At 48.8% G+C, this 26,992-nt stretch carries 30 protein-coding genes and 1 pseudogene; 27 read left to right on the top strand and 4 right to left on the bottom strand.

The window, feature by feature from the left end; genetic code table 11:
- The 11 genes and pseudogenes from HP401_RS28030 to HP401_RS27980 all read left to right on the top strand — a co-directional run.
- Nucleotides 1–358 (top strand): annotated as a pseudogene (locus HP401_RS28030) (hypothetical protein); the annotation flags it as partial.
- 185 nt (nt 359–543) lie between these two features.
- Complete coding sequence (locus HP401_RS28025) at nt 544–984, top strand: hypothetical protein (RefSeq protein ID WP_012684242.1); 441 nt, start codon at nt 544–546, stop codon at nt 982–984.
- A 2-nt stretch (nt 985–986) separates the two neighbouring features.
- Nucleotides 987–2,189, top strand: a complete 1,203-nt coding sequence (alr, locus tag HP401_RS28020) for an alanine racemase (protein WP_173607411.1) — start codon at nt 987–989, stop codon at nt 2,187–2,189.
- 230 nt (nt 2,190–2,419) lie between these two features.
- On the top strand, nt 2,420–2,719 hold the full coding sequence (locus HP401_RS28015; protein ID WP_016740787.1) for a CopG family ribbon-helix-helix protein: 300 nt from the start codon (nt 2,420–2,422) through the stop codon (nt 2,717–2,719).
- Nucleotides 2,720–2,722: 3 nt separating this feature from the next.
- Nucleotides 2,723–3,073, top strand: a complete 351-nt coding sequence (locus tag HP401_RS28010; protein WP_005830205.1) for a type II toxin-antitoxin system PemK/MazF family toxin — start codon at nt 2,723–2,725, stop codon at nt 3,071–3,073.
- Between the two features lie 292 nt (nt 3,074–3,365).
- The gene (locus HP401_RS28005; protein ID WP_254457213.1) at nt 3,366–3,710 is read left to right on the top strand and encodes an anti-sigma regulatory factor; all 345 of its coding nucleotides are present in this window, start codon (nt 3,366–3,368) and stop codon (nt 3,708–3,710) included.
- Between the two features lie 5 nt (nt 3,711–3,715).
- Complete coding sequence (locus tag HP401_RS28000; protein WP_173607409.1) at nt 3,716–4,717, top strand: PP2C family protein-serine/threonine phosphatase; 1,002 nt, start codon at nt 3,716–3,718, stop codon at nt 4,715–4,717.
- 23 nt (nt 4,718–4,740) lie between these two features.
- A complete protein-coding gene (locus HP401_RS27995) occupies nt 4,741–5,067 on the top strand; it encodes an anti-sigma factor antagonist (protein WP_012684246.1) in 327 nt (108 codons plus the stop codon).
- Entirely contained in the window at nt 5,067–5,561 is a 495-nt protein-coding gene (gene rsbW / locus HP401_RS27990) for an anti-sigma B factor RsbW (RefSeq protein WP_173607408.1), read from the top strand. The genes HP401_RS27995 and rsbW overlap by 1 nt, the downstream gene beginning before the upstream one ends.
- The gene (sigB, locus tag HP401_RS27985) at nt 5,530–6,318 is read left to right on the top strand and encodes an RNA polymerase sigma factor SigB (protein WP_172142754.1); all 789 of its coding nucleotides are present in this window, start codon (nt 5,530–5,532) and stop codon (nt 6,316–6,318) included. Before rsbW ends, sigB begins: the two co-directional genes overlap by 32 nt.
- Nucleotides 6,319–6,415: 97 nt before the next feature.
- Complete coding sequence (locus tag HP401_RS27980) at nt 6,416–8,578, top strand: Tex family protein (RefSeq protein WP_173607407.1); 2,163 nt, start codon at nt 6,416–6,418, stop codon at nt 8,576–8,578.
- Between the two features lie 25 nt (nt 8,579–8,603).
- Here HP401_RS27980 and cmpA read toward each other — a convergent pair whose 3' ends face one another.
- Together cmpA and HP401_RS27970 are read right to left on the bottom strand one after the other, a co-directional pair.
- Nucleotides 8,604–8,726, bottom strand: coding sequence for a cortex morphogenetic protein CmpA (gene cmpA / locus HP401_RS27975; RefSeq protein ID WP_012684250.1), 123 nt, complete (start codon nt 8,724–8,726; stop codon nt 8,604–8,606).
- 76 nt (nt 8,727–8,802) lie between these two features.
- Nucleotides 8,803–9,141 carry a hydrolase/acyltransferase gene (locus HP401_RS27970; RefSeq protein ID WP_173607406.1) on the bottom strand — a complete coding sequence of 113 codons (339 nt, stop codon included), beginning with the start codon at nt 9,139–9,141 and terminating at the stop codon, nt 8,803–8,805.
- A gap of 116 nt (nt 9,142–9,257) precedes the next feature.
- Here HP401_RS27970 and HP401_RS27965 point away from each other — a divergent pair, with 116 nt between their 5' ends.
- The 7 genes from HP401_RS27965 to HP401_RS27935 all read left to right on the top strand — a co-directional run bounded on the left by HP401_RS27965 (nt 9,258) and on the right by HP401_RS27935 (nt 16,093).
- Nucleotides 9,258–9,719 (top strand): SprT family protein, encoded by a 462-nt coding sequence (locus tag HP401_RS27965; RefSeq protein ID WP_173607405.1) that lies wholly within the window; start codon nt 9,258–9,260, stop codon nt 9,717–9,719.
- A gap of 96 nt (nt 9,720–9,815) precedes the next feature.
- The gene (gene thiL, locus HP401_RS27960) at nt 9,816–10,832 is read left to right on the top strand and encodes a thiamine-phosphate kinase (RefSeq protein WP_173607404.1); all 1,017 of its coding nucleotides are present in this window, start codon (nt 9,816–9,818) and stop codon (nt 10,830–10,832) included.
- A 5-nt stretch (nt 10,833–10,837) separates the two neighbouring features.
- Nucleotides 10,838–11,308 (top strand): tRNA (adenosine(37)-N6)-threonylcarbamoyltransferase complex ATPase subunit type 1 TsaE, encoded by a 471-nt coding sequence (gene tsaE, locus HP401_RS27955; RefSeq protein WP_007721055.1) that lies wholly within the window; start codon nt 10,838–10,840, stop codon nt 11,306–11,308.
- Nucleotides 11,289–12,011, top strand: coding sequence for a tRNA (adenosine(37)-N6)-threonylcarbamoyltransferase complex dimerization subunit type 1 TsaB (gene tsaB / locus HP401_RS27950; protein WP_087345503.1), 723 nt, complete (start codon nt 11,289–11,291; stop codon nt 12,009–12,011). The genes tsaE and tsaB overlap by 20 nt, the downstream gene beginning before the upstream one ends.
- 4 nt (nt 12,012–12,015) lie before the next feature.
- Nucleotides 12,016–12,471, top strand: a complete 456-nt coding sequence (rimI, locus tag HP401_RS27945) for a ribosomal protein S18-alanine N-acetyltransferase (RefSeq protein ID WP_012684257.1) — start codon at nt 12,016–12,018, stop codon at nt 12,469–12,471.
- A complete protein-coding gene (gene tsaD, locus HP401_RS27940) occupies nt 12,471–13,553 on the top strand; it encodes a tRNA (adenosine(37)-N6)-threonylcarbamoyltransferase complex transferase subunit TsaD (protein ID WP_173607403.1) in 1,083 nt (360 codons plus the stop codon). Before rimI ends, tsaD begins: the two co-directional genes overlap by 1 nt.
- A gap of 302 nt (nt 13,554–13,855) precedes the next feature.
- Nucleotides 13,856–16,093: a hypothetical protein gene (locus HP401_RS27935; RefSeq protein WP_173607402.1), complete on the top strand. Its 2,238-nt coding sequence runs from the start codon at nt 13,856–13,858 to the stop codon at nt 16,091–16,093.
- Between the two features lie 8 nt (nt 16,094–16,101).
- Here the strand turns inward: HP401_RS27935 and HP401_RS27930 are convergent, their stop codons facing one another.
- Complete coding sequence (locus tag HP401_RS27930) at nt 16,102–18,036, bottom strand: ABC-F family ATP-binding cassette domain-containing protein (RefSeq protein WP_173607401.1); 1,935 nt, start codon at nt 18,034–18,036, stop codon at nt 16,102–16,104.
- A gap of 107 nt (nt 18,037–18,143) precedes the next feature.
- Between HP401_RS27930 and HP401_RS27925 the strand changes: the two genes are divergently transcribed.
- From HP401_RS27925 to HP401_RS27900, 6 genes are all read left to right on the top strand, one after another.
- Nucleotides 18,144–18,722 carry a 5-formyltetrahydrofolate cyclo-ligase gene (locus HP401_RS27925; protein ID WP_173607400.1) on the top strand — a complete coding sequence of 193 codons (579 nt, stop codon included), beginning with the start codon at nt 18,144–18,146 and terminating at the stop codon, nt 18,720–18,722.
- 131 nt (nt 18,723–18,853) lie between these two features.
- Nucleotides 18,854–19,369, top strand: coding sequence for a MogA/MoaB family molybdenum cofactor biosynthesis protein (locus HP401_RS27920; RefSeq protein WP_012684262.1), 516 nt, complete (start codon nt 18,854–18,856; stop codon nt 19,367–19,369).
- Nucleotides 19,363–20,364 carry a molybdopterin-binding protein gene (locus HP401_RS27915; RefSeq protein WP_173607399.1) on the top strand — a complete coding sequence of 334 codons (1,002 nt, stop codon included), beginning with the start codon at nt 19,363–19,365 and terminating at the stop codon, nt 20,362–20,364. Before HP401_RS27920 ends, HP401_RS27915 begins: the two co-directional genes overlap by 7 nt.
- Nucleotides 20,365–20,425: 61 nt before the next feature.
- Nucleotides 20,426–20,818, top strand: coding sequence for a twin-arginine translocase TatA/TatE family subunit (gene tatA, locus HP401_RS27910; RefSeq protein WP_012684264.1), 393 nt, complete (start codon nt 20,426–20,428; stop codon nt 20,816–20,818).
- A gap of 21 nt (nt 20,819–20,839) precedes the next feature.
- Nucleotides 20,840–21,616, top strand: coding sequence for a twin-arginine translocase subunit TatC (tatC, locus tag HP401_RS27905; protein ID WP_087345491.1), 777 nt, complete (start codon nt 20,840–20,842; stop codon nt 21,614–21,616).
- Between the two features lie 104 nt (nt 21,617–21,720).
- On the top strand, nt 21,721–22,140 hold the full coding sequence (locus HP401_RS27900) for a hypothetical protein (protein ID WP_173607398.1): 420 nt from the start codon (nt 21,721–21,723) through the stop codon (nt 22,138–22,140).
- A 67-nt stretch (nt 22,141–22,207) separates the two neighbouring features.
- Here the strand turns inward: HP401_RS27900 and HP401_RS27895 are convergent, their stop codons facing one another.
- On the bottom strand, nt 22,208–23,527 hold the full coding sequence (locus tag HP401_RS27895; protein WP_173607397.1) for a CAP-associated domain-containing protein: 1,320 nt from the start codon (nt 23,525–23,527) through the stop codon (nt 22,208–22,210).
- A 264-nt stretch (nt 23,528–23,791) separates the two neighbouring features.
- Here HP401_RS27895 and groES point away from each other — a divergent pair, with 264 nt between their 5' ends.
- From groES to HP401_RS27880, 3 genes are all read left to right on the top strand, one after another.
- Nucleotides 23,792–24,076, top strand: coding sequence for a co-chaperone GroES (gene groES / locus HP401_RS27890; protein ID WP_012684268.1), 285 nt, complete (start codon nt 23,792–23,794; stop codon nt 24,074–24,076).
- Nucleotides 24,077–24,131: 55 nt separating this feature from the next.
- Entirely contained in the window at nt 24,132–25,763 is a 1,632-nt protein-coding gene (gene groL / locus HP401_RS27885; RefSeq protein WP_017246591.1) for a chaperonin GroEL, read from the top strand.
- Between the two features lie 204 nt (nt 25,764–25,967).
- The gene (locus HP401_RS27880) at nt 25,968–26,750 is read left to right on the top strand and encodes an HAD family hydrolase (RefSeq protein WP_173607396.1); all 783 of its coding nucleotides are present in this window, start codon (nt 25,968–25,970) and stop codon (nt 26,748–26,750) included.
- Nucleotides 26,751–26,992 lie beyond the last annotated feature (242 nt).

The following is a 26,992-nucleotide window of genomic DNA, read 5'->3' as shown; positions in this document are numbered from 1 at the left end:
TACGCATCATGGACGTGGACCAGGTAAAGGAATGGGTATCGAGAAAAATGAAGAACTGCTGTCCCTCCTCAAGCTGGATGCAGACAAGCTGAAAGAAGAGCAAAAAGCAGGAAAATCGTTGGCGACTATCGCCAAGGAGCAAGGCGTAGAAGTGGATGACGTTATCAAGCTCTTGGTAGGTCAGCACGAAACCAAGCTAAAAGAAGCAGTTAAGGCAGGCAAGCTCACACAGGAGCAAGCTGACAAGCGCAGCGAGGAATTGACTGCGATGGTGCAAAAGATGGTGGATGGCAGCTTTGAAAAAGTCGTTTTCCCAAGACATGAAAAAGAGAAAAAGGACCAGAAGGAAACCATGTAGAAAAGTCAGGCAGGTGGGAGTTACTCCCATCTGCTTTTCTATTTTCTAGGGATTGGTCGATGTGCGTCGATTTGCACATAAAAACCAACGTGCGAATGAGGTGAAAGGACAATCCGCGAATTGACACACAGCGGGAAAACACGATACATTCAGAGTAACTTATTGAATGAGGTGGCATGCTTTACATGAAGAAACCGTCTAACGAAGTTTTGTACCAGGAAGCATCGACCTACAAAGACATGCTCCTGCGAAAAAGCTGGAAAATGCGCATTAACGAGACTGTCATGTTTGTTCTGGGGATGATGATTCTCGCTCAATTTTTCCCGACCAATGACACGAGATTCAAGGTCCTTGTTTTCGCCATTGCCATTGCTGTTGTTGGATTGTCTCCGTTTATGTACAAATCGGTATTGCGTCCGGTGTACAAGCTGACCAAGACCCACCTGATTATCTCCTTGTCAGGACAGGAAAAGAGCTACCCGCTATCTGAAGTCGAGCAAATTTATGAAGGCCGTCATTTTTATCTCGTAGGCGGCAAAAAGGAATCCTTGATGGTTTCTAGGCAATTTCTCAGTCATTTGAATGAACGCTTGTTTTACTATAAAAAAGGGAACAAGAGGAGATAGGAATGAAATCGTTTTGTCGTGACACTTGGGTAGAGGTTGATTTGGATGCCATCCGGGCGAACCTCGAGACATTCAAACGCCATTTGCCAGAAAAAACGGGTATTATGGCTGTTGTGAAAGCAGACGGGTATGGTCATGGCGCTGTCCATGTTGGAAAAGAAGCGTTGGCAAGCGGTGCAGATTCACTTGCAGTCGCATTGCTCGATGAAGCGCTTATTTTGCGGAGGGCAGGGATCACAGCACCGATTTTAGTGTTGGGATACACACCTGTCGAGTCCATTGTCACTGCAAGCGAGCTGGAAGTGGAGTTAACTGCTTACAGCGTCGAATGGATCACGGAAGCGAACGACATTCTTCAGAAAAACGATCACAAACCTGTCGGGATTCATGTGAAGACCGATACGGGGATGGGACGTTTGGGCGTTCAGACAAAGGAAGATTTGCTTGCGGTTGTAGGTGCCCTTGAAGAATGCTCGAAGCTTAAGTGGACAGGCATTTTTACGCATTTTGCCTGCGCGGATGAACCAGATACAACCCATGTGCGACGACAACACGACTTGTTTCAATCCTTTTTGCAAGCACTGCGTGAAGCAGATAAAACATTGCCGACCGTTCATTGCTGCAATACGGCTGCGGCTATCGCATTTCCCGATTGGGGGTATGATACGATTCGTTTAGGCATAGGTTTATACGGATTGTATCCTTCTTTGTACATGAAAGAACGTGCGGATGTTATTCTTGCCCCCGCGCTGTCGCTCAAGACTAGAATTGCCCACGTGAAGAAGGCAGATGAGCCATTTACCGTTAGCTATGGTGCTACGCATACAGCACAGCCGGATGAGTGGATTGCAACGCTGCCGATTGGATACGCAGATGGCTATTCTCGCCTTTTGTCCAACCGCGGAGAGGTGTTGTACAATGGCACGCGCTACCCGATTGCAGGCAGAGTTTGCATGGACCAAATCATGGTCAGCCTGAATTCGACAGAAGCAGCGGTCAATGATGAGGTCGTCTTGTATGGTAAGCAGGGTGATGAGGAAATCTCCTTGGATGAAATTGCCGATTTGCTGGGAACAATCAATTACGAGGTTCCTTGTATGCTGAATTACCGAATTCCGCGCCTTTATTTGCGCGACCAGAAGGTAACGGACGTATTTCACCCATTGACGATGAAGCACTCGTCCCATGAAAATGTAAATATCTAGCAGGGAAAATCAGCAGGAATTTTCCCGTGGAACACGAATACTAGTTAAGCGAAAAAGCTGGCTTTTTTGGGTAAACGAAGTCTTCACCTGTACCTTTGGATTGTTTACACTCACGTTTTCTCACCGAAAAAGCGCACAGTAGGTATATTTTTGCAATGGATTCGACATAATGGTATTGTTCATATTGGCTGTTCTTTCTAGAACCAGCATAGCGGATGGAAGTTACGGTCATGGTTGGAGGTGGATTTGTCTTGTCGAAGTCAAACACGAAACGCATCATGATCAGCTTGCCACAACACTTGCTTCAGGAAGTGGATGGCGTTATTCAAAAGGAAAAATCCAATCGCAGCGAGTTTATTCGTCAAGCGATGCATTTGTATTTGAAAGAGCGAAAAAAACGTACAATCCGTGAGACCATGCAAAAAGGGTACATGGAGATGGCGAAGATCAATCTGAATATGGCATCGGAGGCTTTTGGCGCTGAACAAGAGGCTGACCATACTCTTGTCCGCTTAGTTAGCGGGGTGTGACTGGTGATTGTCAAACGTGGCGATGTGTTTTTCGCGGACCTGTCCCCGGTCGTTGGCTCTGAGCAAGGAGGCGTACGGCCTGTTTTAGTCATTCAAAACGACATTGGAAATCGATTTAGTCCGACGGTCATCGTCGCAGCCATTACAGCGCAGATTCAAAAGGCGAAGCTGCCTACGCATGTGGAAATTGACGCAAAAACTTATGGATTTGATCGTGACTCCGTTATTCTGTTGGAACAAATACGAACCATTGACAAACAACGTCTAACTGATAAAATTACGCATCTCGATGACGAGATGATGGATCGGGTTAATGAATCCTTGCAAATCAGTTTAGGACTCATTGATTTTTAACGTGTGAAAAAAGATCAGATTATTTGATAGGAAAAGCCACTTGAGTGAAGCAAGTGGTTTTTTGCTGTCAAATTTGCAGGGATTTCGTGGGTGTACATCGAACTGTTCGAAAAGAGAATATAAGACAAAATGTGACACAATATGATTTATTTTTCGAGGTAGAGAAAAAACTCATTTCTACCTACCAAGCGAGGCGGAAGGGGTTTTTTTGGTTGTGGCAGACTATTCTCCTGAGACAATCAATATAGAAAAAGAATCAGACATCGTGACGGCGCGGCAAGTGGGGCGAAATATGTCGAAGTTGTTTGGCTTTGGCACGATCACGCAGTCCCGCATCGCCACGTCAATCTCTGAATTAGCTCGCAACATTTATTTGTATGCGGGCGCGGGGACGATCATCATTTCGCCGATTGAGCGCGAAGGAATGATCGGCTTGCAAATAACAGCAAATGACAACGGTCCAGGGATTCCTGATATTCGCCAGGCATTAGATGATGGCTATTCGACTTCGGGTGCCCTCGGAGCCGGATTGCCGGGTGTCAGGCGCATGATGGATGAATTTGAGATCCACAGTACCCTGGGGGAAGGAACGCGTGTTGTTGTTGTGAAGTGGAGCGATCAAGCAAAGGAGGAATGAGATAGATGGTAACCCGGAGCTTCCGAGAAGAGTATGTAAAAATTCTTCGGGATTACCTGAGTGCTCAAGAGGAGGACCAGCTTTATGGAGCCCAGCAGTTGGGCAAATGGATGCTTTCTCAAGATATTTCACCAGAAGAAATAACTGATTTGCACGCGCAAGCGCTTGAGCAGCTCGGGGAAGTGCCAGAGTTTGTGCGCTCCTCCTTCTCCATTTTGACAGAGGTCATGATTGAATATGGGAACGAGCACCGATCCGTGAATAGCTGGCGCAATCGCCATCAGCAAATGGAATCAGAAATAGCCGTGGCGAAAGCGATGCAGCAATCACTTTTGCCAAGTGAGGTTCCAGTCTATTCAGAACTGGAGATTGGCGTAGTGAGTATTGCTGCGAAACAAATCTCGGGCGACTATTACGACTTCATTGAGCAAAGTGAAGGGCGTTTTGGTGTCGCCATAGCAGACATTACCGGAAAAGGAATGCCTGCTGCGATGTGTATGTCGATGGTGAAATATGGGCTAGACAGCCTTGGACAAATGGAGCTGGGTCCCGATGAAATGCTGCACCATTTAAACCGGATCGTGGGAAGAAACATTGATCCGAGCATGTTTGTGACGATGATGTTTGGCAGTTACGACTCGAAGAAGCACTGTTTCCGTTATGCCATGGCAGGACACGAGCCAGGATTTTTGTATCGGTCGGCCGAAGGAAAGTTTTACGATCTTGAAGGACGAGGGAACGCACTCGGTTTATGCCCAAACAGTGAATACGAGGTTCAGGAGATTTGTTTAGAAATAAATGATGTTCTGATTCTTCTGACGGATGGTGTAACAGAATGCAAAAATAACCGATATTATTTGCAAAGGGAAGAGCTTGTACACCATTTGCAAAAAGAGGTTGGCGAATCTGCCCAAAAGATGGCAAACGGCCTGTACAATAGACTGCTTCTGCTCTCCCAGTTTAACCTGCTGGATGATTACACCATGATTGTACTTCGAAGAACTTAAGCAACGTACGGGGGGAGACGCAGATGGACCTGCTAATTCAGACAACGAGCCTTGAAACTGAGCACCGAGTGGTCCTTGGTGGAGATATTGATGCTTTTACAGCACCGAAAGTAAAGGAAACACTCATGTCACTCGTCACCAAGCCGGACATCAATCACATTACGGTTGATTTGGAAGCAGTAGAATACATGGACAGTACCGGAATCGGAATTTTCATCGGGATTATGAAAGAGTGCTTCCAAAGAAATAGAACATTTGAGGTGCACAAAATGTCTCCGCGTGTGGAAAGGCTATTTCGCATCACTGGCTTATACGATCATATTGCCATCCGCAAAGGAGAGAGCGAGTAATGGGTCCAAATCGACCTCAGGCAGACGTGATTCAATTGACTCTGCCAAGTAAGGCGGAGTATTTGGGAGTTGTACGTCTGACTGTATCCGGTATAGCCAACCGTATGGGCTTTTCTTATGAAGAGATTGAGGATATCAAGCTTGCCGTCGGAGAAGCATGCACGAATGTAGTAAGACATGCATACAAGGAAACAGAGAATCCTGGCTCCATTCATATCCAATGCCACGTTTATGAGGATCGGTTGATGATCGAGGTAAGCGATCAGGGCGTTGGATTTTCGAATGAGCTCATTGCTGAGCAACTGACGCCGATTTATGCAGGGAAAAGCCTTGAGGATTTGGATGAGGGCGGGCTTGGGCTCTATCTCATTCACACGCTTATGGATGAGGTGGAGACTCGCTCTGAATCAGGAGTAGTAGTCTCCATGACCAAGTATGTTCGGCAGGATGGGGTGGCTGGCAATGACTGGACAATCTCGGAAGCAGAAATATAGTCCAGAGGAGTTGAAGGAGCTCATCCACCTGTATGGTGAAACAAAAGATCCTACGATACAGGAACAACTGGTGAGGGCCTATACTCCTCTTGTGGAATCGTTAGCGAAGAAGTTTGTTCGCGGACAAGTCATGTATGAAGACCTCGTGCAAGTCGGATTAATCGGCCTGCTTGCTTCCTTTCGTCGGTTCGACCCTAGCTTTGAACGGACATTTGAGAGCTTTGCGATACCGACTATCGTGGGGGAGATTAAGCGCTATATTCGGGACAAGACATGGAGTGTCTATGTTCCGCGCAGGGTAAAGGAACTGAGTCCCAAGATCAAACGAGTGGTCGACGAGCTTACGATCAAGCTACAGCGTTCTCCCCAAATTGCGGACATTGCCAACAGCCTCGGCGTTTCAGAGGAAGCGATTCTAGAGACATTGGAGATGGGGCGCAGCTATCATTCTCTCTCTATGGACAGTGAGCTGGAAGCGGATCTGGACGGCAACACCATTTCTTTACTCGACCTAGTAGGGACGACGGAAGAAGGGTACGGAGCAGTCGAGCAGAATCTGATGCTGGAGCGGGCCCTGCAAATTTTGGATCACCGTGAAAAAGAAATCATTCAATTAACTTTTTATCAAAATTTGAGTCAGAAGCAAGCGGGGGACATCATGGGGATGTCGCAGATGCATATATCCCGCCTTCAGCGCAGGGCGTTGGGCAAGCTGAGAGAAGCATTGAGAGTGGAACAGCTGGAAACCGCGACGTAGAGGGGCCAAATGGCTCCTCTTTTTTCTTTCCTTTTTCCAGTCCTTGTTAGCAAATGTGGTACAATAAACGACGAAGAATGAGCGCAGGAGGACAGGTATGGAGCTTACGTTGATGATCCAGACAATCGCCCAAGATACGGGTGTCAAACCTCACCAGGTGGAGCGCACGGTTGCCCTCCTGGATGAAGGAAACACGGTTCCTTTTATTGCCCGCTACCGCAAAGAAATGACGGGGCAGCTAGATGAAACACAAATTCGAGCGATTGAGGAACGCGTTCGCTATTTACGCAACCTGTCAGTGCGGAAGGAAGAAGTCGTTCGGCTCATCGATGAGCAAGGCAAGCTGACGGACGAGCTGCGCGCAGCTATTGAGCGTGCGACAAAGCTGCAAGAGGTAGAGGACTTGTACCGCCCTTACCGCCAAAAACGCCGCACGCGTGCAACCATGGCTAAGGAGAAGGGACTAGAGCCACTTGCCAACTACCTCATGAGCTTACCGAAAACCGGGAATCCGGAAGAAGAAGCAAAACCATATATCAACCCGGAAAAAGGCGTCGAGACAACTGAGCAAGCTCTGCAAGGAGCAATGGACATCGTGGCGGAACTTCTGTCTGATGACCCGGAAATTCGCCAGTGGGTTCGTCAACGCTCCGTGCAAAAGGGATTGCTTTTGACTGAGCAAAAAGCCGAAGAAGCAGACGAGAAAAATGTATACCAAATGTATTACGCATATAGTGAGCCTCTGAAAAAGGTCGTTCCCCATCGGGTACTGGCTATTAATCGGGGAGAAAACGAAGGCATTTTGAAGGTTTCCATTGAAGCGCCTGTCGCAGAGATTTTGGCTTGGATGCAAAAACGCACCATTCCGCGTGATACAGTTGCCCGCGATTTGCTGACAGTGACAGTCGAGGACGCGTATAAGCGCCTGATCGCCCCTTCTATTGAACGAGAGGTGCGCGCCGAGCTGACAGAGGCAGCCGAGGAACGTGCTATTCACATCTTTGCAGAAAACCTGCGCAATTTACTGCTCCAACCGCCTGTAAAAGGCAAAGTCGTCCTTGGGGTAGATCCGGCGTTTCGGACAGGCTGTAAGCTCGCTGTTGTAGACGAAACCGGGAAACTGCTCGAGGTTGCCGTCGTTTATCCGACTCCTCCGGCCAATAAAGTGGCAGAAGCCACAGTGAAAGTGAAGCAGATGATCGAAACCTATGGGGTTACGGTTGTCGCGATTGGGAACGGTACTGCTTCGCGCGAGACAGAACAGTTCATTGCCACGCTACTGAAAGAGCTGAAACGAGAGGTAATGTACATCATCGTGAACGAGGCAGGAGCATCCGTGTATTCTGCATCGGCCTTGGCCAAGGAAGAATTCCCGGACCTGGATGTAGCAGAGCGAAGTGCGGCATCGATCGCACGACGTTTGCAAGACCCGCTCGCTGAGTTGGTCAAAATCGATCCAAAGTCCGTCGGAGTTGGTCAGTACCAGCACGATGTTTCCCAATCGAGACTGGCAGACAGTCTGCAGTTTGTGGTTGAGTCTGCCGTAAACCATGTCGGGGTAGATGTGAATACGGCTTCTCCTTCTCTCTTGCAGTATGTATCAGGGATCAGCCGTCAAGTGGCGGGGAATATCGTGAAAAAACGGGAAGAGATCGGGATGTTCACGGAGCGCTCTCAGCTTAAGGCGGTTCCTCGCTTGGGCGCCAAAACGTACGAGCAGTGTATCGGATTTCTGCGCGTGATGGATGGAGCGAATCCACTGGATAAAACACCGATTCACCCGGAATCGTACGAGGCGACTCACCAGCTACTGTCGATGTTGGGCATTAGCGCTCAGGAGATCGGCAGTGAGAACTGCAAGGAACGCGTACAGTCTTTAGATGTAAAAGAGACTGCTGCGAAGCTCGGGATTGGCGAGCCTACGCTGCAAGACATTGTAGACAGTCTCTTGCGTCCTGGTCGAGATCCGCGAGACGAGCTGCCAAAACCACTCTTGCGAAGTGATGTCCTCCAGCTCTCTGATCTGAGTGTGGGCATGAAGCTGCAAGGTACTGTGCGCAACGTGGTTGACTTTGGAGCGTTTGTGGATATCGGTCTGAAAAACGACGGACTTGTGCACATTTCCCGTTTGAAGAAGGGTTTTGTGAAGCATCCGCTTGAAGTGGTGACTGTTGGCGATATCGTAGATGTATGGGTAGTAGAAATTGACGAAAAACGTCAGCGTGTAGGGATGACCATGATCGCTCCAACAGAAGGATAAGAAAGAACTAAAAGGCGGCCTCCTGTCAGTCAGGGCGGCCGCCATTTTTTTCTAAATATAAAAACCAGCAACTGTTGAGCACACGGATTTGGCGAACGTCCTTCCCATTAAAGGCACGTTGCAACTGCCTGCGCATCCATTGTGGCATGAAAGTACCTCCTGGAGAGATTCGTCTATAGGCAATGTATGCGCCAAGACGAGCAGGAGGTGCCTAGAATTTTCATTTACGCTTCTTCTTCGTGTAAATACTCCAATTGGGCTTGCAAGGCACGAATCTCTGTTAATAAAGAGATGAGCGGATACTCGGTTTCTTGTAAGGCAGCGAAACGGCGCTCCAGACCACTGACGTACGCCAAACCATCCACGATTGAAAGCTCGTTTCCTAACCGTTCCACATCTGCACAGTCTGCCAGAACCGTAGGTAATTCTGGACGCTCTGTGATCGTCAATTTGTCAATTTCCTTGTAAAGTCGTTTCAATAGAGCGATTAATTGGTACATATGCGTTTCGGGCAACGAGACAAACTGTAGTCCGTCACTGGACTGCAACAACAAATAGCGCATGAGCTCCTCCACCATTCTGTCTAAATGACCGTTTATTTGCACTCAGTGTAGCCTATCTGTCTGGAACTTTTCAACTGGAACTGCTATGGTGAAAAGAAGGAAGCGGAGGAGATGAGATGACCGATACGGAACTGCAAATGCTGGTAGAGCAAATATCCAGCGAATTTTTTGCCAAGCCCTTTCGCCATCAGGCCCGCTTTAACAGCAGATTGCGCACGACTGGCGGAAGGTACTTGCTGCGCTCGCATGACATTGAATTGAACCCGAAGCATTTGCAGGAGCATGGGGTAGAGGAATTGATTGCGATCATTAAGCATGAGCTTTGCCATTATCATTTGCACATAGAAAAGAGAGGGTATCGTCACGCTGATCCGGATTTTCAACTGCTTCTGCGTCACGTGGGGGGAAGCCGATACTGTCAACAGGTAGGAAGTGGCCGGACGACCCTGCCTTATCGCTACGAGTTGGTTTGCAAGGAATGTGGCATGAGCTATAAACGCAAACGAAAGATGAATCCGAGCCGCTATCGTTGCGGGCGTTGCAAAGGAAAGCTGCTGTTGCGTGAGCTAACGATGTGAATAGCCAGAGGCGTTGGCTTTCTTGCGCGTCTTTTGACAGCAGGGGTATAATGAACAGACGAAAAATGTTTTCCGCTAAGAAAAGGAGCGTTTGAAGTGGCACACGACGAATTTTCCCTGATCCGGCAATGGACGAGTCGTTCTGCGGGGCAGGAAGGGAACGGTTTGACCGTCGGGATAGGGGATGATGCCGCTGTCTTCTCCCCACCGCCAGAAATGGAAGTCGTGGCCTGCTGCGATGCGATGGTGGAGACGGTTCATTTTTTGAAGAAAACGATGAATCCTAGTGATATCGGATATAAGGCTGTTATCAGCAATGTGAGCGATGTAGCAGCGATGGGCGGGGTTGCCCGGTATGCGCTTGTCAGTATCGCGGTAAGTCCGCAATGGACGCCTGACGAATGCCAGCAAATCTATGAAGGTATTTACGAGGCTTGTCAGGCATATGGAGTTCGTGTCATTGGTGGCGATACCGTTTCTGCGCCTGATGCCCTACACCTTAGTGTTACCGTACTGGGTGAGGTAGAAAAAGGGCGCGCCATTCGCCGCTCACAAGCAAAGCCTGGACAGCTTGTTTTTGTTACAGGGCATGTCGGAACTTCCGCAGCAGGACTACATCTTCTCCTGCAAGGCGAGACTGCTGAAAAAGGCGTCTCTGCATCTTGGGAGACATTGATGGATGCCCATCAGCGTCCCGTTGCCCAAATAAAGGCGGGCAGACTGCTGCTGGAATCAGGGGCATGCAGTGCGCTGAATGATGTAAGTGATGGACTTGCCTCAGAGCTGTGGGAGATTGCTGAAGCCAGTGGCGTATCGATTTTGGTTGATGCTGCAACGGTACCGATCCATGACGAAGTTCGGGAGTATGCACGGCACGTAGAGAAAGATCCGCTGGAATGGGCTTTTTATGGCGGTGAAGATTATCAATTGGTCGGAACGCTTGCGAAAAGTCACTACGAAGCCGTAAGCAAGCAATTTGCAGCTAGTGGTGTACCGTTTACTGTCATCGGTGAGGTGGTAGAAAAAAGGCATGAACCAGAATTGATGCTTCAGCGCGATGATCAACAGCTCCCGTTGCCCAAAGCGGGATTCAACCATTTTAGGAGTGGATGAAAGAGATGAGCTATACATGGAGGCTCACGGGAGCGCAGGAGACGCAGCGCTTTGCCGAGCAACTGGCAAGTCTGCTTGAACCAGGTGACTTCCTCGCGATGGAGGGAGATCTGGGAGCGGGCAAGACGACTTTTACCCAGGGGTTGGCCAAAGGACTAGGAGTCCGACAAGTAGTGAACAGTCCGACCTTTACTATCATAAAAGAATATCAGGGGCGCTTGCCGCTTTATCATATGGATGTCTACCGGGTAGGCGATGATCCAGACTCTCTTGGTCTGGACGATTACTTTTTTGGCGAAGGTGTCTGTGTCGTAGAGTGGGCCTCTTTGATCGAGGATGTCCTGCCGACAGATCGGATGACCGTCTTCCTGCGTAGAGAAGGAGAGGAACAGCGAATGATCGAGCTGGTTCCTCAAGGGAATCGTTATGTGAAATTGTGTGAGGAGTTTGATTTTGATGCGCGTACTGGCGATTGATACATCGAATCTGGTGCTAAGTGTAGCTGTGGTAGAGGAAGAGCGAGTCTTGGCCGAAATGACGACGAACCAGCAAAAAAACCATTCCGTGCGTCTGATGGATTGCGTCAGTGAACTGCTCGATGCAACAGGAACAGCGCCAGAGGAACTCAGCGGCTTCGGGGTGGCAAACGGACCGGGCTCCTACACGGGCGTGAGAATCGGCGTAGCTTCTGCGAAGAGCATGGCTTGGTCACTGAATGTGCCGGTTATCGGTGTATCCAGTCTGGAGGTAATCGCCATGAATGCCACAGGCTTCTCTGGATTGATTGTCCCGCTGTTCGATGCGCGCAGAGGTCAAGTGTATACCGGCTGTTATCGTTCCGAAGGCATGGAGGCGGTACGGGCGCAGTCCACAGAACAAATCATCCTGCTGCGAGAATGGCTGCCACTGTTGCGAGACCTGGCGCAAGGAGAGCCGATCTTGTTCTTGGGTGAAGATGTCAGGCTACATCGGGAGACGATTGTACAAGAGCTCGGGGATCAGGCGCAATTTGCTTCTCCAGCGTTCAATCACCCGCGTGCTGCCCATATCGGCTATGTGGCACTGCGCAAGCTTCAAGACGGCGGAAATGCGCATGAACTAGTTCCGGAGTATTTGCAACTGGCAGAAGCAGAAGCGAAGTGGCTTGCCCAAAAGCAGGCGGGGGCCGTAAAGGAGTAAAAGCATGAGTCAACCAATCGATTTGGAATATCGTTATATGACGATGCAGGACGTTGGGGCTGTGGCAGAGCTGGAGCGCTTGGCTTTTACAACTCCATGGCCGCATGATGCATTTGTCAACGAGCTGACGAGAAATCCAAATGCACGCTATGTAGTCGTCGCTCACCAAAATAGAATTATCGCTTACTGCGGCATGTGGATCGTGATCGATGAGGCACATATTACAAATATCGCCGTCCATCCACTCTATCGTGGAAAAAAGGTTGGATTGGCGCTGATGATCAAAATGATGGGTGTTGCCAAGCTGCAGGGTGCCCATAGCATGACGCTGGAAGTTCGACCTTCGAACACAGTCGCGCGGAACATGTATATCAAGCTCGGCTTTAAAGAGCATGGGCGACGCAAGAGATATTATTCGGATAACAATGAGGACGCAATCATTATGTGGGTGACATTGTAATGAACAAGACGTATACGTCGCGCTACGAGAAGCGCATACAGCAAAAATACGAAGCACACAAGGAATCAGGTGCTCCTACTTATATTTTAGGAATTGAAACAAGCTGCGACGAGACATCTGCTGCTGTCATTCTTGATGGCCGAGAGGTTCTGTCGAACGTCATCGCTTCCCAAGCCGATATCCATAAAAGGTTTGGCGGAGTCGTGCCCGAGGTGGCTTCTCGCAGACATGTAGAGAATATTACGCTTACCATCGAAGAGGCTCTGACCGAGGCTGGGAAAACGTTGGATGACATCCAGGCAATTGCGGTGACGTACGGGCCTGGACTTGTCGGAGCCCTGTTAGTTGGCGTGGCAGCAGCAAAAGCCATTTCCATGGCCAGAGGCATCCCGTTAATTGGAGTCCATCATATCGCGGGTCATATTTATGCGAATCGTCTGGTGCAAGAAATGGAGTTTCCGCTGATCGCACTCGTCGTATCGGGCGGGCATACGGAGCTTGTCTGGATGAAGGAGCATGGTCAGTTCGAGATTTTGGGGGAAACGCGCGACGACGCTGCAGGGGAAGCCTACGACAAAGTAGCACGAGCGCTAAATATGCCATATCCAGGCGGACCTCATATTGATCGCCTCGCGCATGAAGGGGAGGCAAATGTACCGCTCCCTCGTTCATGGCTGGAGCCAGATTCCTACGACTTCAGCTTCAGTGGCTTGAAATCAGCTGTGCTCAATACCTTGCACAATGCAGCACAGCGAGGAGAAACGATCGAACCGGCGAATCTGGCGGCGAGCTTCCAAGACTCTGTAACAGAAGTGCTCGTAGAAAAGACGATTCGGGCAGCCCGTTCGCATGGAGCGAAGCAGGTATTGCTGGCTGGGGGCGTTGCGGCGAATCGCGGATTGCGTGAGCGGTTGCAGGCAAGGTGCGAGACAGAAGGAATTCCTCTTGTGATTCCCCCGTTCTCGCTATGCACAGACAACGCTGCGATGATTGGGGCAGCAGGTTTTATCAAGTATGAAAAAGGACAGTTTGAGGGGCTTGATTTGAACGGAGTCCCAAGCCTGTCGCTTTCAGAGCAATAGAGTGAATGGATGAAAAGCATCTCTGAGGTTGAATCGGAGATGCTTTTTTGTTTGTTTAAACGAGCGGCTGTCGGTGGGGGGAAGAAGCGCATTTCCAGTCTACGCTTCGGCCTATTCCCATAAGAATTTGACTGTCCGCCGATTTATCCACATCATAGGATAACTTTCTGGATTGTTCACATGTACTCCTGTGAATACTGGTGATAACACGAGAAAATGACCGGGAAAACCGCATATACTCTGTGGATTGTTCTGTGGAAAATGTGGATAAAAAAGTCGAGTTATCAACAGGAGGGAGTCTCGTGAGAAAGAAACTCGCGCTGATTTGCTTGTCGTTCCTGATATTGTTTCTAGCTACAAATATAGGAAAAACATTGGTAGCAAAGGAAAAACAGCAGGTCATCATGCTGTTTGTGGAGGGGATGTCGTTTCATGATCTGGAGCAGCTCAAAAAGTTATCTACTGTGGATAAATGGTTGGATGGCGCAGGAGCTGGGGCTCTGTCCATAAGAACACCCGGAACGCGTACGACCGCAAACGGCTACCTGCTCATGGGGAGCGGCGGTCAAGCGCTTTACTCTGAAAAGAGCGGGACAGGCTATCATCCGTTTGAGGCGCTCTCGTCCAGAGAAACAGCCGGTGAAAGGGCGCAAGAGCTAGGCGGTGATGAAGCGCAGGAGGTGGCGCGTTCCTCTATCATTTTTCCGGGTATTTTCCGGCTCTTGGCAGATAATCGGGAGAAACCATATTCTGCGCAAATCGGGCTTCTTGGGACCGTGCTTGCTGCAAACAACATTCAGGTCGCTTTATACGGAAACGGTGACTTTGAGGATATCCGACAGAGACATGCCGTTCTGTTTGCGATGGATCAGCAAGGAAGGGTTCCGACAGGGGACATTTCGGCAAAAAGCATGCAGCTCCTTCGTGGCTATCCGTACGGGATCAAGACAAACTACACGTACCTGCTTGAGAAAATCCACAGCGAACATCAAGCGGGCTTGATTATTGCTCAGCTCTCAGATTTAAACCGGTTATACCAGTTGAGTGCGGATATGGACCAAGGCCAGTTTACCCAGCAGTATCAGCGCGCTTTACGTGACTTGTCCTTTTTCCTTGACCAACTCCTTGAGAAACGTAAACCACATCAACGCATTGTATTGGCATCACCAGCCGTTAATCATGTGGCGACAAAAGAAAAGACTCTCTTAACTCCCGTGTTCATTTGGGGAGAGAAAGCGAATGGAGTTTTGACCTCCGCTACCACGAGGCAGTCGGGATTAGTCAGTGGACTCGATATGGTGCCAACTATACTGTCTTGGCTGGACGTACCCGTACCAAAAGGGTTGGCTGGTCATGTCATACGTATCGAAAAAGGGAATGGTCTCACTGCCCTTCAGAATCAGGTAGGCAAGATTCATCATACATATGCGACAAGGCCAGCAGTGCTCTACACCTACGTCATGCTACAGATTGTCATTGTAGGGTGTGCGGTTGTCCTTTGGTGGTTTGGGAGGAAGAGAGAAGGGTCAGGACTTTTGCGGCTTCGTAGAGGAATACGACTTGCGCTGCTGGCTTTATTATGGTTTCCCGCATTGCTTTTGGCGGAGAGCCTGCTCGACTGGCAGGTTTCCGGCGCGATTGTCTTGGGAGGGCTCATCATGACTGCCTTGATCGCAGCTTTTTGGCAGGAAACCCACGCTCTCCAGCGAATCGTGATGACAGTTAGCGGAGTGACGACAGCCATTCTGCTGCTGGACGGATGGACTGGTGCTCATTTGATGCGGCAATCGTACCTCGGGTATGATCCGGTAATCGGAGCGAGGTTTTACGGGCTAGGAAATGAATACGAAGGGGTCCTGATCGGCAGCACGATCATGCTTGTGGCTTCGCTATACGAGAGAATGACCGGAGGACAAAAGGAGCTACGTCGGGAACAGAAGTGGTTGCCTGCTGTCTCCGCAGCCATATACAGTGTCGTGCTTTATTACATAGTGGCACCGAGCCTAGGAACGGACGCAGGCGGTTTTCTTGCCGGGCTGATCGGATTTACCGTGGCATTGTCACGGCTTGAGGGCTGGCGAATTGGCAAAAAAGGCCTCCTGCTGTTGGCAGGCGGCCTGGTTATGGGTGTATGCGGTTTGATGGCGATCAGTCTCATGTCAGATCAACCCTTGACTCATGTCGGACGTCTTTCCGAGCAGATTGTACATGGGGAATGGTCCGAGGTAGGGCAGATGATTGAACGCAAGCTGGCGATGAATCTCCGCTTGATTCGCGTTTCCATTTGGAGCAAAGCATTTGTCGTCTCCCTGATTGCTCTAGGCGTTCTCACCTTGAAAAACGATCGCTTTTTGCACCATCTGGCGAAGGACACGCCATACTTGGTTAAAGGCTTTGCTGGTGTCATTGTGGGTGCACTGGCTGGGCTGTTTCTCAATGACTCAGGCATCGTCACAGCAGCTACCTGCATTACCTTTCTGGTGGTTCCTGCCCTCTATGCCGCCTTGGAGGAGCCTGCACAAGAGCGCTGTTCTACGTGAAGACGGGACTACTCTTCTGATAGCGCGCTCCACTCGTCATACAACTGCTCCAATTCTTCTTTGGCAGCATGGATTTGATCGTTTCGTTCTTTTGCCTGTACATGATCACTATAAATTTCCGGGAGACAGAGCTCTTCTTCCCATTTGACAATGTCAGCCTCTCGTTTTTGGATCGTGACCTCAATCTCTTCCAACCGGCGCTGACGTTGACGCTCGCGACGTTTTGCTTCCTTATCCAGCTCATAAGATGATTTCTCAGGCTGTGCCGCTGCGGTACCGCCTTGTTTTTTTGCGGGCAACGCTGCTTGTTCGGCTGCGAGCTCTTCCAATTCCTGCTTTTTCTCCACGAAGTAATCATAGTTACCCAAATAGCTGGTCACGCCATCACCTGTCAGCTCTAGGACGCGGGTGGCAATCTTGTTTAAGAAGTAACGGTCATGGGAGACGAACAGGATCGTACCCGGATAATCGTAGAGGGCATTCTCGAGCACTTCCTTGCTGAAAATATCCAAATGGTTCGTCGGCTCGTCGAAGATCAGGAGGTTTGCTTGCTTCAGCATGAGCTTTGCCAGAGAGACACGTGCACGCTCTCCACCAGACAGGTCGCTGATCTTCTTTTGTACATCATCACCGCTAAACAAAAAGTTGCCGAGCAGGGTACGGACTTCCTTTTCCAACATATTCGGATATTCATCCCAAATTTCGCCGAGCACTGTATTCCGTTCGTTCAGGTTACGATGCTCCTGGTCGTAGTACCCAATCGTTACATTGCTCCCGAAATGAATATCGCCGCGTAGCTTAGGCAACTGTTCCACGATCGTTTTTAACAGTGTCGATTTCCCGATACCATTGGGACCGACCAAGGCCACACGCTCTTCGCGCTCGATTTCAAACGTTAGACCCTGAGAAAGGACAGCATCCGGGTAACCAATCGCGACGTTGTTTGCTTTCATCACAATAGTACCGCTCATTTTCGCTACATCAAAAGAGAAGTGGACGGATTTGTTGTTCATGATTGGCTTGTCCAATCGGTCTATCTTTTCCAATGTCTTCCGTCGGCTTTGCGCTCGTTTGGTCGTCGTAGCTCGAGCAATGTTTCGCGCGATGAAATCCTCCAGCTTGGCGATCTCTTCCTGTTGCTTTTCGAATCGCTTCAAATCCTGTTCGAGACGAGCCGCCTTTTCATCGAGGAAGCGGCTGTAGTTACCGACATAGCGGGTAGCGCGTGTCCGTTCGATTTCATATACCACGGTCACGAGCTTGTCCAGAAAGTAACGGTCATGGGAAACTACGAGAATGGCACCCTGGTAGTTTTGCAAATACGTCTCCAGCCAAGTCAATGTCTCGATGTCCAGGTAGTTCGTCGGCTCATCCAGCAGGAGAATGGTAGGGGATTGGAGCAACAGCTTGGCTAATGCCAGACGAGTCTTTTGGCCGCCGCTCAATGTGCGGATCGGCGTCGTGTAATCGAAGTCAGCAAAGCGCAGACCGTGCAAGACCCCACGAATCGCCCCCTCGTAGCTGTATCCGCCTTTTTCCTTAAAGGCCTCCGAGCGGTGGGAGTAATTTTCTAACAGTTGCTGGTAACGCTTCTCATCAGCGAGAATAGCGGGATCGCCCATTTTGGCTTCGAGCTCACGAAGCTCCAGCTCTTCCTTTTGTAGATGGGAAAAAACACTCAACAACTCATCCCAAATCGATCGTTCTGATTCAAGGCCGCTGTTTTGTGCCAAATACCCGAGTGTAACATCCTTTGGAATGCGGATAATTCCTTTGTCGTAGCTTAACTCGCCGGCGAGGATCTTCATTAGAGTCGATTTGCCTGCACCGTTTACGCCAACCAGACCAACCCTTTCCCCGGTTTGAATTTGCAGGGAGATGTCTTGTAGAATGGTTTCGATACCATATGTTTTTTCTATATGTTCAGCTTGTAGCAAAATCATCGGATTCACCTCTTTATATACTAATGCCAGTGTAGCCTAGAGAGAGCGCATGGGACAAGCCTCGTGGGAATGTCCCATGCACGATACGAAAGAGGGAAGAGGTTGTCATGGACCAAAAAACGAATAAAAAACAGCTGCGAAGCCATATTTTGGAGAGGCGCAAGTCCATGTCTGCAAAGGAACGGGAGCAGCTTTCCAGAGAGGTATGCGATCATTTGCTGTCTCATGAAAGGCTGGCTGATGCCAAAGCAATTATGGCTTTCCATCCTTTTGGCGATGAACTGGATATTCTGCCCTTTCTACATGAGGCAAAAAAGCGAGGCCAAGACATATGGCTGCCGCTCACAAACGTTGCCGAGAGACGTCTCATTCCCTATCGGTATACAGGAACGGACATGCTAAAGCATGGAGTCTACGGGATTTGGGAGCCAGATCCTGCCCTGGCAGAGGAAGCGGACGTATCACACCTGGATGCGATCATTGTTCCCGGCGTTGCTTTTGACAGCAAGGGCGGACGTATGGGATATGGTGGTGGTTATTATGATCGCTTTCTGGCAACGCTGAAAAAGCTCCCGTTCTTGGTTGGAGTTGGCTTCTCTATTCAGGTTGTGGAGCATGTACCCTTAGAGTCTCATGATGTTTTGCTAGATGCAGTTGTCACCGAAAAAGGTCTTCTGCATTTTTGAATGTTTTGTGTCAGTAGCTTTTACATGCCTTCTTCTGTCGCGAATGGTGCTATCCGCTAAGGAAAAACGACGAGACGTTTTTTACAGAAAAGTGTACAATACTATCGAATGAGAAACCGGAGGAATGTATCGTGAGCAAATGGAAGGTAGGCGTTATTTCTGCAAGTGATTCGATTGCCAGAGGAGATCGTGTGGACGATCGTATGCCAATCGTTCGTCATCTGACAAGGGAATGGCTTCAAGTAGATGTCGCTGTATACCGTGCCGTTAGTGATGATATGGAAGATTTGCAAGAACATATGATTGAGCTCGTAGACCGCGAAAAATGCGATCTGTTGATTGTTACTGGAGGAACGGGACTTAGCCCGCGTGACGTTACGCCAGAAGTGACAGCGTGGGTCATTGACAGACCAGTCCCAGGCTTAGCTGAAGAAATGCGCCGTGCTGGTTTGAAGCAATCCCGCCGAGCGATGCTGACCCGTGCAGTTGCGGGAACGAGGGGGAATTCGTTGATTATCAACCTCCCTGGCAATCCGAAAGGCGTAGAAATCTGTTTCAATGCGATTGGCGATATGCTGTCCGACGCTTTGCACATTTTGCAAGGAACGGGAGAAGCAAACGAAGATTGGGGAGGATTGCATTGGTAGAAAAACCTCAAATGCGGGAAGTGCCAGTGCGTGAAGCGATCGGCATGATGCTTCCTCACGATATGACGCAAATTTTGCCTGGAGAATTCAAAGGACGCTTGTTCAAAAAAGGACATGTTGTCACCGAGGCTGATATTGAGCCACTGTTGTCCATTGGCAAAGAGCATATTTACGTGCTGGAGATGCCAGAAGGCTACATCCATGAGGAAGAAGCGGGCATTCGTATCGCGAAGGCTGTTTCCGGACCAGGCTTGACCTTGACGCCTCCTTATGAGGGCAAAGTATCGATGAAGGCTTCAAGAACAGGTTTAGCCAAAATCAACGAGGAAGCTGTCCATGCGTTGAACAAGCTCGAAGGAATTGCGTTTTCCACGATTTATGGTGATCAGGTCGTGCATCCGGGGCATACATTGGCGGCTACGAGAATCATCCCGTTAATTATGGAAGAGTCTCGAATCATCGAGCTGGAGCAACTGGCCAAACAGTTTGACGAACCGATTGTACAAGTAAAAACGTTTCAGGATAAAAGAGTGGGACTTGTTACGACAGGGGGAGAAGTTTTCTCTGGCAGGATTGCAGACAAGTTCGGTCCTGTGATTCGAAACAAGGTGGAAGCTCTTGGCTCTACTGTCGTAGACCAGCGTTTTGCGCCAGATGACAAGGAAGCGATCGAACAGCAGATTCAATCGTTCCTCGATGAAGGGGTCGATCTGATCCTGGTCACGGGGGGCATGTCTGTCGATCCAGATGACCGCACGCCTGGAGCGATTGCAGGAGTAGGAGCTGAAGTAGTGCGCTACGGTACGCCGATGCTGCCGGGCTCCATGCTGATGGTTGCTTACAAAGGCGAAGTACCGATTCTCGGATTGCCGGGAGCGGTCATGCATGAAACGTTTACTTCTTTTGATGTATTTTTGCCTCGCATTTTAGCTGGGGAGCGAATTGTAGCTTCTGATATGACAAGACTCGGATATGGTGGTTTACGAAAGTGCTAGCTGGTTAGACTGGCAAATAACGAAAAGCAAACGACTTCACAAGAAAAAGGAGTGAACACGTATGAGCTCAATCGGGATTCCTGGATTAATCTTAATTTTAGTTTTAGCCTTGGTGCTTTTTGGTCCGAAAAAACTTCCAGAATTGGGGCGTGCGGTAGGTCATACTTTGAAAGAATTCAAAAATGCTACCCGCAGTCTGACGAGCGACGATGAAGACGACGATGAGGAGAAAAAGCGCAAGGAGCTAGCTTCCAAAGAAGTGTCTGTTGCCAAAACAACGCCGGTTGTCGCTGACAAGGAAGCAGCGGAGCGGGAGAGAATTGAACGCGAAGTTCGTGAAAAAATGGAACGCGAGGTTCGTGAAAAAATAGAACGTGAACGCTTGGAAAAAGAAATCCGCGAAAAGCTGGAGCAAGAGCGCCTGCAATTGGAAAAAGAGCAGAAGAACGCGTAACAGGTAAGGTTGGTGGTTACCATGAAGGATCAGGAAATGACATTGGTAGAACACCTGACGGAACTTCGCAAGCGCATCATATGGGTGCTGGCCGTGTTTATTGTCGCATTGATCGTCGGTTTTTTCCTCGCCGGTCCACTTGTGGATTATTTAAAGCAAGAACCGATTGCGGATGGCGTGCCCATTGTCTCGTTGCATCCGTCAGACGCACTTCGTGTTTACATGCAGGTTGCCTTCCTAGTGGGTGCTGTCATTACACTGCCTGTAGCACTTTATCACGTTTGGCGTTTTGTTTCGCCAGGGCTGGAAGAACAGGAAAAGCGCGGGACACTTTACTTCATCCCGGCGGCTTGTTTTTTGTTTATCATTGGTGTCTTGTTTGGGTACTACGTCGTTTTTCCGATGGTCATGCAGTTTATGACCGGTATTACAGCATCGATGGGCGCAGACCCGAACTACGGAATCGCGCAATACTTTGGCTTCATGTTTAATATGGTCATTCCGTTCGGGATCCTGTTCCAACTGCCGATTATCGTTATGTTTCTGACGAGACTGCGAATCCTTAATCCAATGAGACTGGCAAAGGCACGACGCTACGCTTACTTTGCATTGGCTGTCGTCGGGATTACCTTGACGCCTCCAGAGATTGTCAGTGATATTCTCGTGACCATCCCTTTGCTGCTTTTGTACGAGCTGAGCATTTGGCTATCCCGGATTGTTTATCGCAAGCAATTAAAAGAACAAGAAGCGTGGGAACAAGAATACGGCGGTTTGGAAACAAACGAACCCGTTCAATAACGAGCATGAGAAAGGTCTTCTGTCCTGAGTGACAGAGGGCTTTTTTTGTATTCTGGCAGAAATCGGGAAATACTACGGACGTTATGATCCGGGAGGTGCTGAATATGTGGCTAATCGTATGTTTGGCGTTGCTTTTTTCTGGGAGTACTGCAAATGCCGCTGAATTGGGGGAGCCTATTGAACTTTTTGATACGGACAAGCAGCGCGTTGTGGCTAGCTTTGAAAATACAACAGGTTTTCAGGAGGAAGCCAAGCAGATTTTGCAAAGTGTGAGCGGGCGGGTCTTGGAGTTTAATCCATCCTTGGATTCCGCCATGATCGTAAAAATTCCACTAGTCCCTCCAAAGCCGATAAAGCTAAAATCCGCTAATCTCGATGCGATGATTGCAGAGATGTTTGTCATCATGCCCAAAAAAGGGGAGCGTCGTCCGTGGCTGATTCTGCATACGAAGGAATATGAAACGGTCGTTGTGGAGTTTATCGAAAAGGTTGACGACTTGAGGAAACAGGTGAAATTGCCGTAAAGTGGCACTTGCTTTTGCAAGAACAAGCCCGGTCGTCCATAAAAAGCGACGAGACCGGGCTTTTCGATTATTTCTTGGGAGTGAGGAAGGTTTGGGTGAAGTAGTCTGTATATACGCCCACTCCTAATTGGGTGAAGCCTTTTTCGAGTACGTTTTTGCGATGGCCTGGACTGTTCATCCAGCCCTCATGGACTTCGATGGCATCCGTATAGCCTGCTGCAATATTCTCTCCGGCCATGCTATAAGCGAGAGAGGCACTTTTCATGCGGTCAAATGGATTACTCCCAGTCGTCGCAGAGATGTGATCGAAGAAATTGTTACTCTCCATGTCCATGCTGTGTTTGCGTGCCACATCGGCAGCCTTTTCATTCCATTGAAGGGGCGGAAGCTTGTATCGGTAGCGGGCGACGTTGACCAGATCGAGGATTTGGCGCTCAGATGCAGCATTGACCTGTTCTCGTTCGCCAACTCGAAGTGGTGGGGGATCAAAATTGGGTGCCTGACCTTGATAGGTCCACTTCGTTTCGTAAAAACTGCCGCGCAACAGCATTTGCGTATCCATCATACGTACAGCAGTGACCTTGTTGCCATTCTGCTTGTCCAAGTAATAAATGTAGGGGGTGCCATCTTTCATGACGAGAGGGCGTTGCTGTTTTTGATTGGTTATTTGGATTTGTGCCCCCTGAAAAGAGAAAGAAACAATGTTTTGTACAGCCAATTGACGCTCAAGTGATTGCTGGCTGGTGCCGACTCCGATGTTTCCGAGCTTTGCTGTAGGAGCGAGTGAGTACACATCGACGACTTTGTCATTTGTGATGCCGACTTGAATGTATCGGGCAGGCTCGTGATTGTACACCCACCATTGATAGCCGAGACTGCTTGGCTCTTTGCGGGCAGGCTCACCTAACCGTTTGTGTACTTCCTCAGTAGACATGCCGAGAGCGATGTCAAAAATCGTGTTAGGCTTCTCCTCTCGAACGAGTGGTGCAGGTGGTTTGACGGTTGCGGGCTTTTGGGGAATCGTCAGAGAGGCAGGGACTGCATCGGGTGTATTCTGTTTTTCAGGCTGTCCAACGGAGAATACGGGAGGTTGACCGACCCAAGCGCTTTGGGAAGCTTCATCCCACCCGATAGGCTTGTTCAAGTGGCGACTGATCATGGACAGAGGTACATATAGCGTTCCTTCGTATTCGAGGGAAGCTGGTATTTCCTTGCCTTCCTCCATGTAGTACCCGGGCTTTTCGCTTGCGACGATTTCTCGGCCATCCCAATAGATAGAGGCCGGGTTAAGATTGACCCGTATAAAGGAAGTAGTATCCGAAGTGAAGAGACGGCTGATTCCGAAGACTCCCAGGGCAATTAAGCCAATCCAGAGCCATTTGTGCATGGAACAATTCCCTCCTTGGTGAGGTGCCTGATTCTATGTTTCATTTATATGAGCGTGTCCGAATACTAGAACCTTCTTGCTAGAGAATGCAATTTAATAGGAGGAAGAGTAGTCAAGCAGTTGCAAATGGAAAAAAGTGAGGGAAACTACTTGCAAAGTACATAGTGATTCATTATTATAGGAATTGGGTGTTAGCACTCATAACAGTCGAGTGCTAACAACAGAAATATTGTTTACCTACATTTTTTGAGGAGGGTGTTTTTAGTGCTTAAGCCATTGGGTGACCGTGTGGTAATCGAAGCTATCTCCAAAGACGAAACGACTGCAAGCGGTATCGTTTTGCCTGATTCTGCAAAGGAAAAACCGCAAGAAGGCCGCGTAATCGCAGTAGGTTCTGGCCGTGTTGCTGACAACGGTGAGCGCATCGCTTTGGAAGTAAAAGAAGGCGATAAAGTAATCTTCTCCAAATACGCTGGTACTGAAGTAAAGGTAGACAACAACGAATACCTCGTGCTGCGCGAATCCGATATCCTCGCGATCATCGGTTAAGGCTCTTAACATAGGAAGTCGAACGAATAAACACATAACAGGAGGTTGAGTTTAGATGGCTAAACAAGTCAAATTCTCTGAAGACGCTCGCCGCTCCATGCTGCGCGGTGTTGAAACTTTGGCAAATGCGGTTAAAGTAACCCTCGGTCCAAAAGGCCGTAACGTGGTTCTTGAGAAAAAATTCGGTTCTCCATTGATCACCAACGACGGTGTGACCATCGCGAAAGAAATCGAGCTGGAAGACGCTTACGAAAACATGGGTGCGCAACTGGTTAAAGAAGTTGCTACCAAAACCAACGACATCGCTGGTGACGGTACAACAACTGCAACTGTACTTGCTGCAGCTATGATCCGTGAAGGTCTGAAAAACGTAACTGCCGGCGCTAACCCAATGGTTATCCGTCGCGGTATGGAAAAAGCAGTTCGTGCAGCTGTAGAAGAAATCAAATCCATCGCGAAGCCGGTTGAGAACAAATCCTCTATCGCGCAAGTAGCTGCTATTTCCGCTGACGATCCAGAAGTAGGTAACCTGATCGCTGAAGCAATGGAAAAAGTGGGCAAAGATGGCGTAATCACTGTTGAAGAATCCAAAGGATTCGTAACAGAGCTGGAAGTAGTAGAAGGTATGCAATTTGACCGTGGCTACGCTTCCCCTTACATGATCACTGACACTGACAAGATGGAAGCGGTTCTGAACAACCCTTACATCCTGATCACTGACAAAAAAATCTCCAACATCCAGGAAGTTCTGCCTGTACTGGAGCAAGTTGTACAAAGCGGCAAACCACTCCTGATCATCGCTGAAGATGTTGAAGGCGAAGCGCTCGCTACTCTCGTAGTGAACAAATTGCGTGGTACCTTCACAGCTGTAGCGGTTAAAGCTCCTGGCTTTGGCGACCGCCGCAAAGCTATGCTGCAAGACATCGCTGCTCTGACTGGCGGCGAAGTAATCACAGAAGAGCTGGGTCTGGACCTGAAATCCACTAAGCTGGAGCAATTGGGTCGCGCTGGCAAAATCGTAGTTACAAAAGAAAACACAACTGTTGTTGAAGGTGCTGGCGACAAGGCTTCCATCGAGGGCCGCGTAACCCAAATCCGTCAACAAATCGAAGATACTACTTCCGATTTCGATCGTGAAAAACTGCAAGAGCGTCTGGCTAAATTGGCTGGCGGTGTAGCAGTAATCAAAGTCGGTGCAGCTACTGAAACCGAACTGAAAGAGAAAAAACTCCGCATCGAGGACGCTCTGAACTCTACTCGCGCAGCAGTAGAAGAAGGTATCGTACCTGGTGGTGGTACTACTTTGATCAATGCAATCAAAGCGGTTGAAGCGATCAATGTAGGTGGCGAAGAGGCTGTAGGTGTACAAATCGTACTCCGTTCCCTGGAAGAGCCAGTTCGTCAAATCGCTGCGAACGCAGGACTCGAAGGTTCTGTAATCGTAGAGCGTCTGAAAAAAGAAGCAGTGGGCATCGGCTTCAACGCTGCAACTGAAGAGTATGTAAACATGCTCGAAGCTGGTATCGTTGACGCAGCGAAAGTTACTCGCTCCGCTCTGTCCAACGCTGCATCTGTAGCGGCTATGTTCCTGACTACAGAAGCAGTAATTGCTGACAAACCAGAAGAAAACAAAGCTCCTATGGGCATGCCAGATATGGGTGGCATGGGCGGTATGGGCATGATGTAAGAAAGCGGCTCGCCGTTTTCTTCAAAGAGAGGCAGACAAATCGTCTGTCTCTTTTTATTTACTTGCTGATTTTTTAAAAGAGCGAAAAATTTAGCACCATTCCGTTAGGCGCGCTTACACTATTTGGGGAGTGCGACACGGAATGTTTGACTATTTCAATGCTTCCAAGCAATTTATCGGAGGACTGACGTCGGAGGTGATAAAATGAGTAAGCGCTGGATTAGCATTGATCTGGATGGAACCTTGATGCAAAACCCGTTTGGAGCGTGGGTATTTCCAGAGATAGCGCGTGTGATCTCCATTCAATTGGGGAGAGAGCATGACATTGTTTCTGAAATGGTAGCCGAGCATGAGCAGCGTATGTCCCAAAAACGCTATGTAGACGCGTATGATTGGGATGATATCCTCGCTAGTAGATGCGATGCATGGAGTATAGAAAAAATGCTTGATATTGAATCGCTGGTTCGGAAACACTCTGTAATGCCCAAGGTTAAGTTGCTCGAGGATGGAATACTCCAGATGCTCGAGGAGATAAAGAAGCGGGGCTTTTCTTTAGCGGTGGTCACTAATGGTTTTTACAAGTTTCAGGCACCAGTAATGGAAGCATTAGGCTTGCTGGAATACTTTGATGAGATCATTACGCCAGAACGAGCTGGTACTGGCAAACCTGATCCAGCTATTTTGGAAAAACTGCAGGGAGAAGTAATTGCTCATGTAGGAGATCGTTTGGATCATGACGTTCAACTTGCTAACCGCAGTCATGTAACCTCTATTTTAATTGAGCGAAATTTGCCAGAGGAATTGCTGAAGCTCCAACCGCAGATGCGTGCAAATGATCACGGAATGCCCTTGTTTTGCTTGGAGAAGTGGAGGAGGGAGTGCAAGAACCCATTATTATTAGAGCTTCCGGAGCTTTTCATGCCGCGAATTGTTATTCATTCTATGGGAGAATTGCTTTCTGCTCTGGATGAACAGGGGATGGGATAAAATTCTAGGTAATAATGCTTGCGTTTTTGCTTCCGGCTTGGTATGATAACTCTTGTCGCTTTTGAAGGGAATTTTAGAGAGAATGAAAAAAACTTCGAACTTCTAAAAATAACCCTTGATTTTCAAAAGGAGATCTGATATAGTTTAAAAGGTCGGCGCCACAAGCGCTAACGACGAAAGAAAAGAACGATATGCTCTTTGAAAACTGAACAGCGAAAGCGTTAATGAGTCTATCATTAAAA

This window comes from Brevibacillus sp. HB2.2, from assembly GCF_013284275.1.
Lineage (GTDB): Bacteria > Bacillota > Bacilli > Brevibacillales > Brevibacillaceae > Brevibacillus > Brevibacillus brevis_D.
This window is presented reverse-complemented; position numbering and strand designations above follow the sequence as displayed.

What these genes read in the sequence shown, in the direction of transcription:
- tatC (WP_087345491.1), top strand. Translation starts at nt 20,840, where the DNA reads ATGAAGGATCAGGAAATGACATTGGTAGAACACCTGACGGAACTTCGC.
- HP401_RS28000 (WP_173607409.1), top strand. Translation starts at nt 3,716, where the DNA reads ATGGTAACCCGGAGCTTCCGAGAAGAGTATGTAAAAATTCTTCGGGAT.
- HP401_RS27995 (WP_012684246.1), top strand. Translation starts at nt 4,741, where the DNA reads ATGGACCTGCTAATTCAGACAACGAGCCTTGAAACTGAGCACCGAGTG.
- tsaE (WP_007721055.1), top strand. Translation starts at nt 10,838, where the DNA reads ATGAGCTATACATGGAGGCTCACGGGAGCGCAGGAGACGCAGCGCTTT.
- tsaB (WP_087345503.1), top strand. Translation starts at nt 11,289, where the DNA reads ATGCGCGTACTGGCGATTGATACATCGAATCTGGTGCTAAGTGTAGCT.
- HP401_RS27880 (WP_173607396.1), top strand. Translation starts at nt 25,968, where the DNA reads ATGAGTAAGCGCTGGATTAGCATTGATCTGGATGGAACCTTGATGCAA.
- tatA (WP_012684264.1), top strand. Translation starts at nt 20,426, where the DNA reads ATGAGCTCAATCGGGATTCCTGGATTAATCTTAATTTTAGTTTTAGCC.
- groL (WP_017246591.1), top strand. Translation starts at nt 24,132, where the DNA reads ATGGCTAAACAAGTCAAATTCTCTGAAGACGCTCGCCGCTCCATGCTG.
- HP401_RS28015 (WP_016740787.1), top strand. Translation starts at nt 2,420, where the DNA reads ATGGTTGGAGGTGGATTTGTCTTGTCGAAGTCAAACACGAAACGCATC.
- HP401_RS27900 (WP_173607398.1), top strand. Translation starts at nt 21,721, where the DNA reads ATGTGGCTAATCGTATGTTTGGCGTTGCTTTTTTCTGGGAGTACTGCA.
- HP401_RS28025 (WP_012684242.1), top strand. Translation starts at nt 544, where the DNA reads ATGAAGAAACCGTCTAACGAAGTTTTGTACCAGGAAGCATCGACCTAC.
- sigB (WP_172142754.1), top strand. Translation starts at nt 5,530, where the DNA reads ATGACTGGACAATCTCGGAAGCAGAAATATAGTCCAGAGGAGTTGAAG.
- HP401_RS28005 (WP_254457213.1), top strand. Translation starts at nt 3,366, where the DNA reads ATGTCGAAGTTGTTTGGCTTTGGCACGATCACGCAGTCCCGCATCGCC.
- HP401_RS27980 (WP_173607407.1), top strand. Translation starts at nt 6,416, where the DNA reads ATGGAGCTTACGTTGATGATCCAGACAATCGCCCAAGATACGGGTGTC.
- cmpA (WP_012684250.1), bottom strand. Translation starts at nt 8,726, where the DNA reads ATGCCACAATGGATGCGCAGGCAGTTGCAACGTGCCTTTAATGGGAAG.
- HP401_RS27925 (WP_173607400.1), top strand. Translation starts at nt 18,144, where the DNA reads ATGGACCAAAAAACGAATAAAAAACAGCTGCGAAGCCATATTTTGGAG.
- HP401_RS27970 (WP_173607406.1), bottom strand. Translation starts at nt 9,141, where the DNA reads ATGCGCTATTTGTTGTTGCAGTCCAGTGACGGACTACAGTTTGTCTCG.
- HP401_RS27965 (WP_173607405.1), top strand. Translation starts at nt 9,258, where the DNA reads ATGACCGATACGGAACTGCAAATGCTGGTAGAGCAAATATCCAGCGAA.
- rimI (WP_012684257.1), top strand. Translation starts at nt 12,016, where the DNA reads ATGAGTCAACCAATCGATTTGGAATATCGTTATATGACGATGCAGGAC.
- alr (WP_173607411.1), top strand. Translation starts at nt 987, where the DNA reads ATGAAATCGTTTTGTCGTGACACTTGGGTAGAGGTTGATTTGGATGCC.
- tsaD (WP_173607403.1), top strand. Translation starts at nt 12,471, where the DNA reads ATGAACAAGACGTATACGTCGCGCTACGAGAAGCGCATACAGCAAAAA.
- HP401_RS27895 (WP_173607397.1), bottom strand. Translation starts at nt 23,527, where the DNA reads ATGCACAAATGGCTCTGGATTGGCTTAATTGCCCTGGGAGTCTTCGGA.
- rsbW (WP_173607408.1), top strand. Translation starts at nt 5,067, where the DNA reads ATGGGTCCAAATCGACCTCAGGCAGACGTGATTCAATTGACTCTGCCA.
- HP401_RS27930 (WP_173607401.1), bottom strand. Translation starts at nt 18,036, where the DNA reads ATGATTTTGCTACAAGCTGAACATATAGAAAAAACATATGGTATCGAA.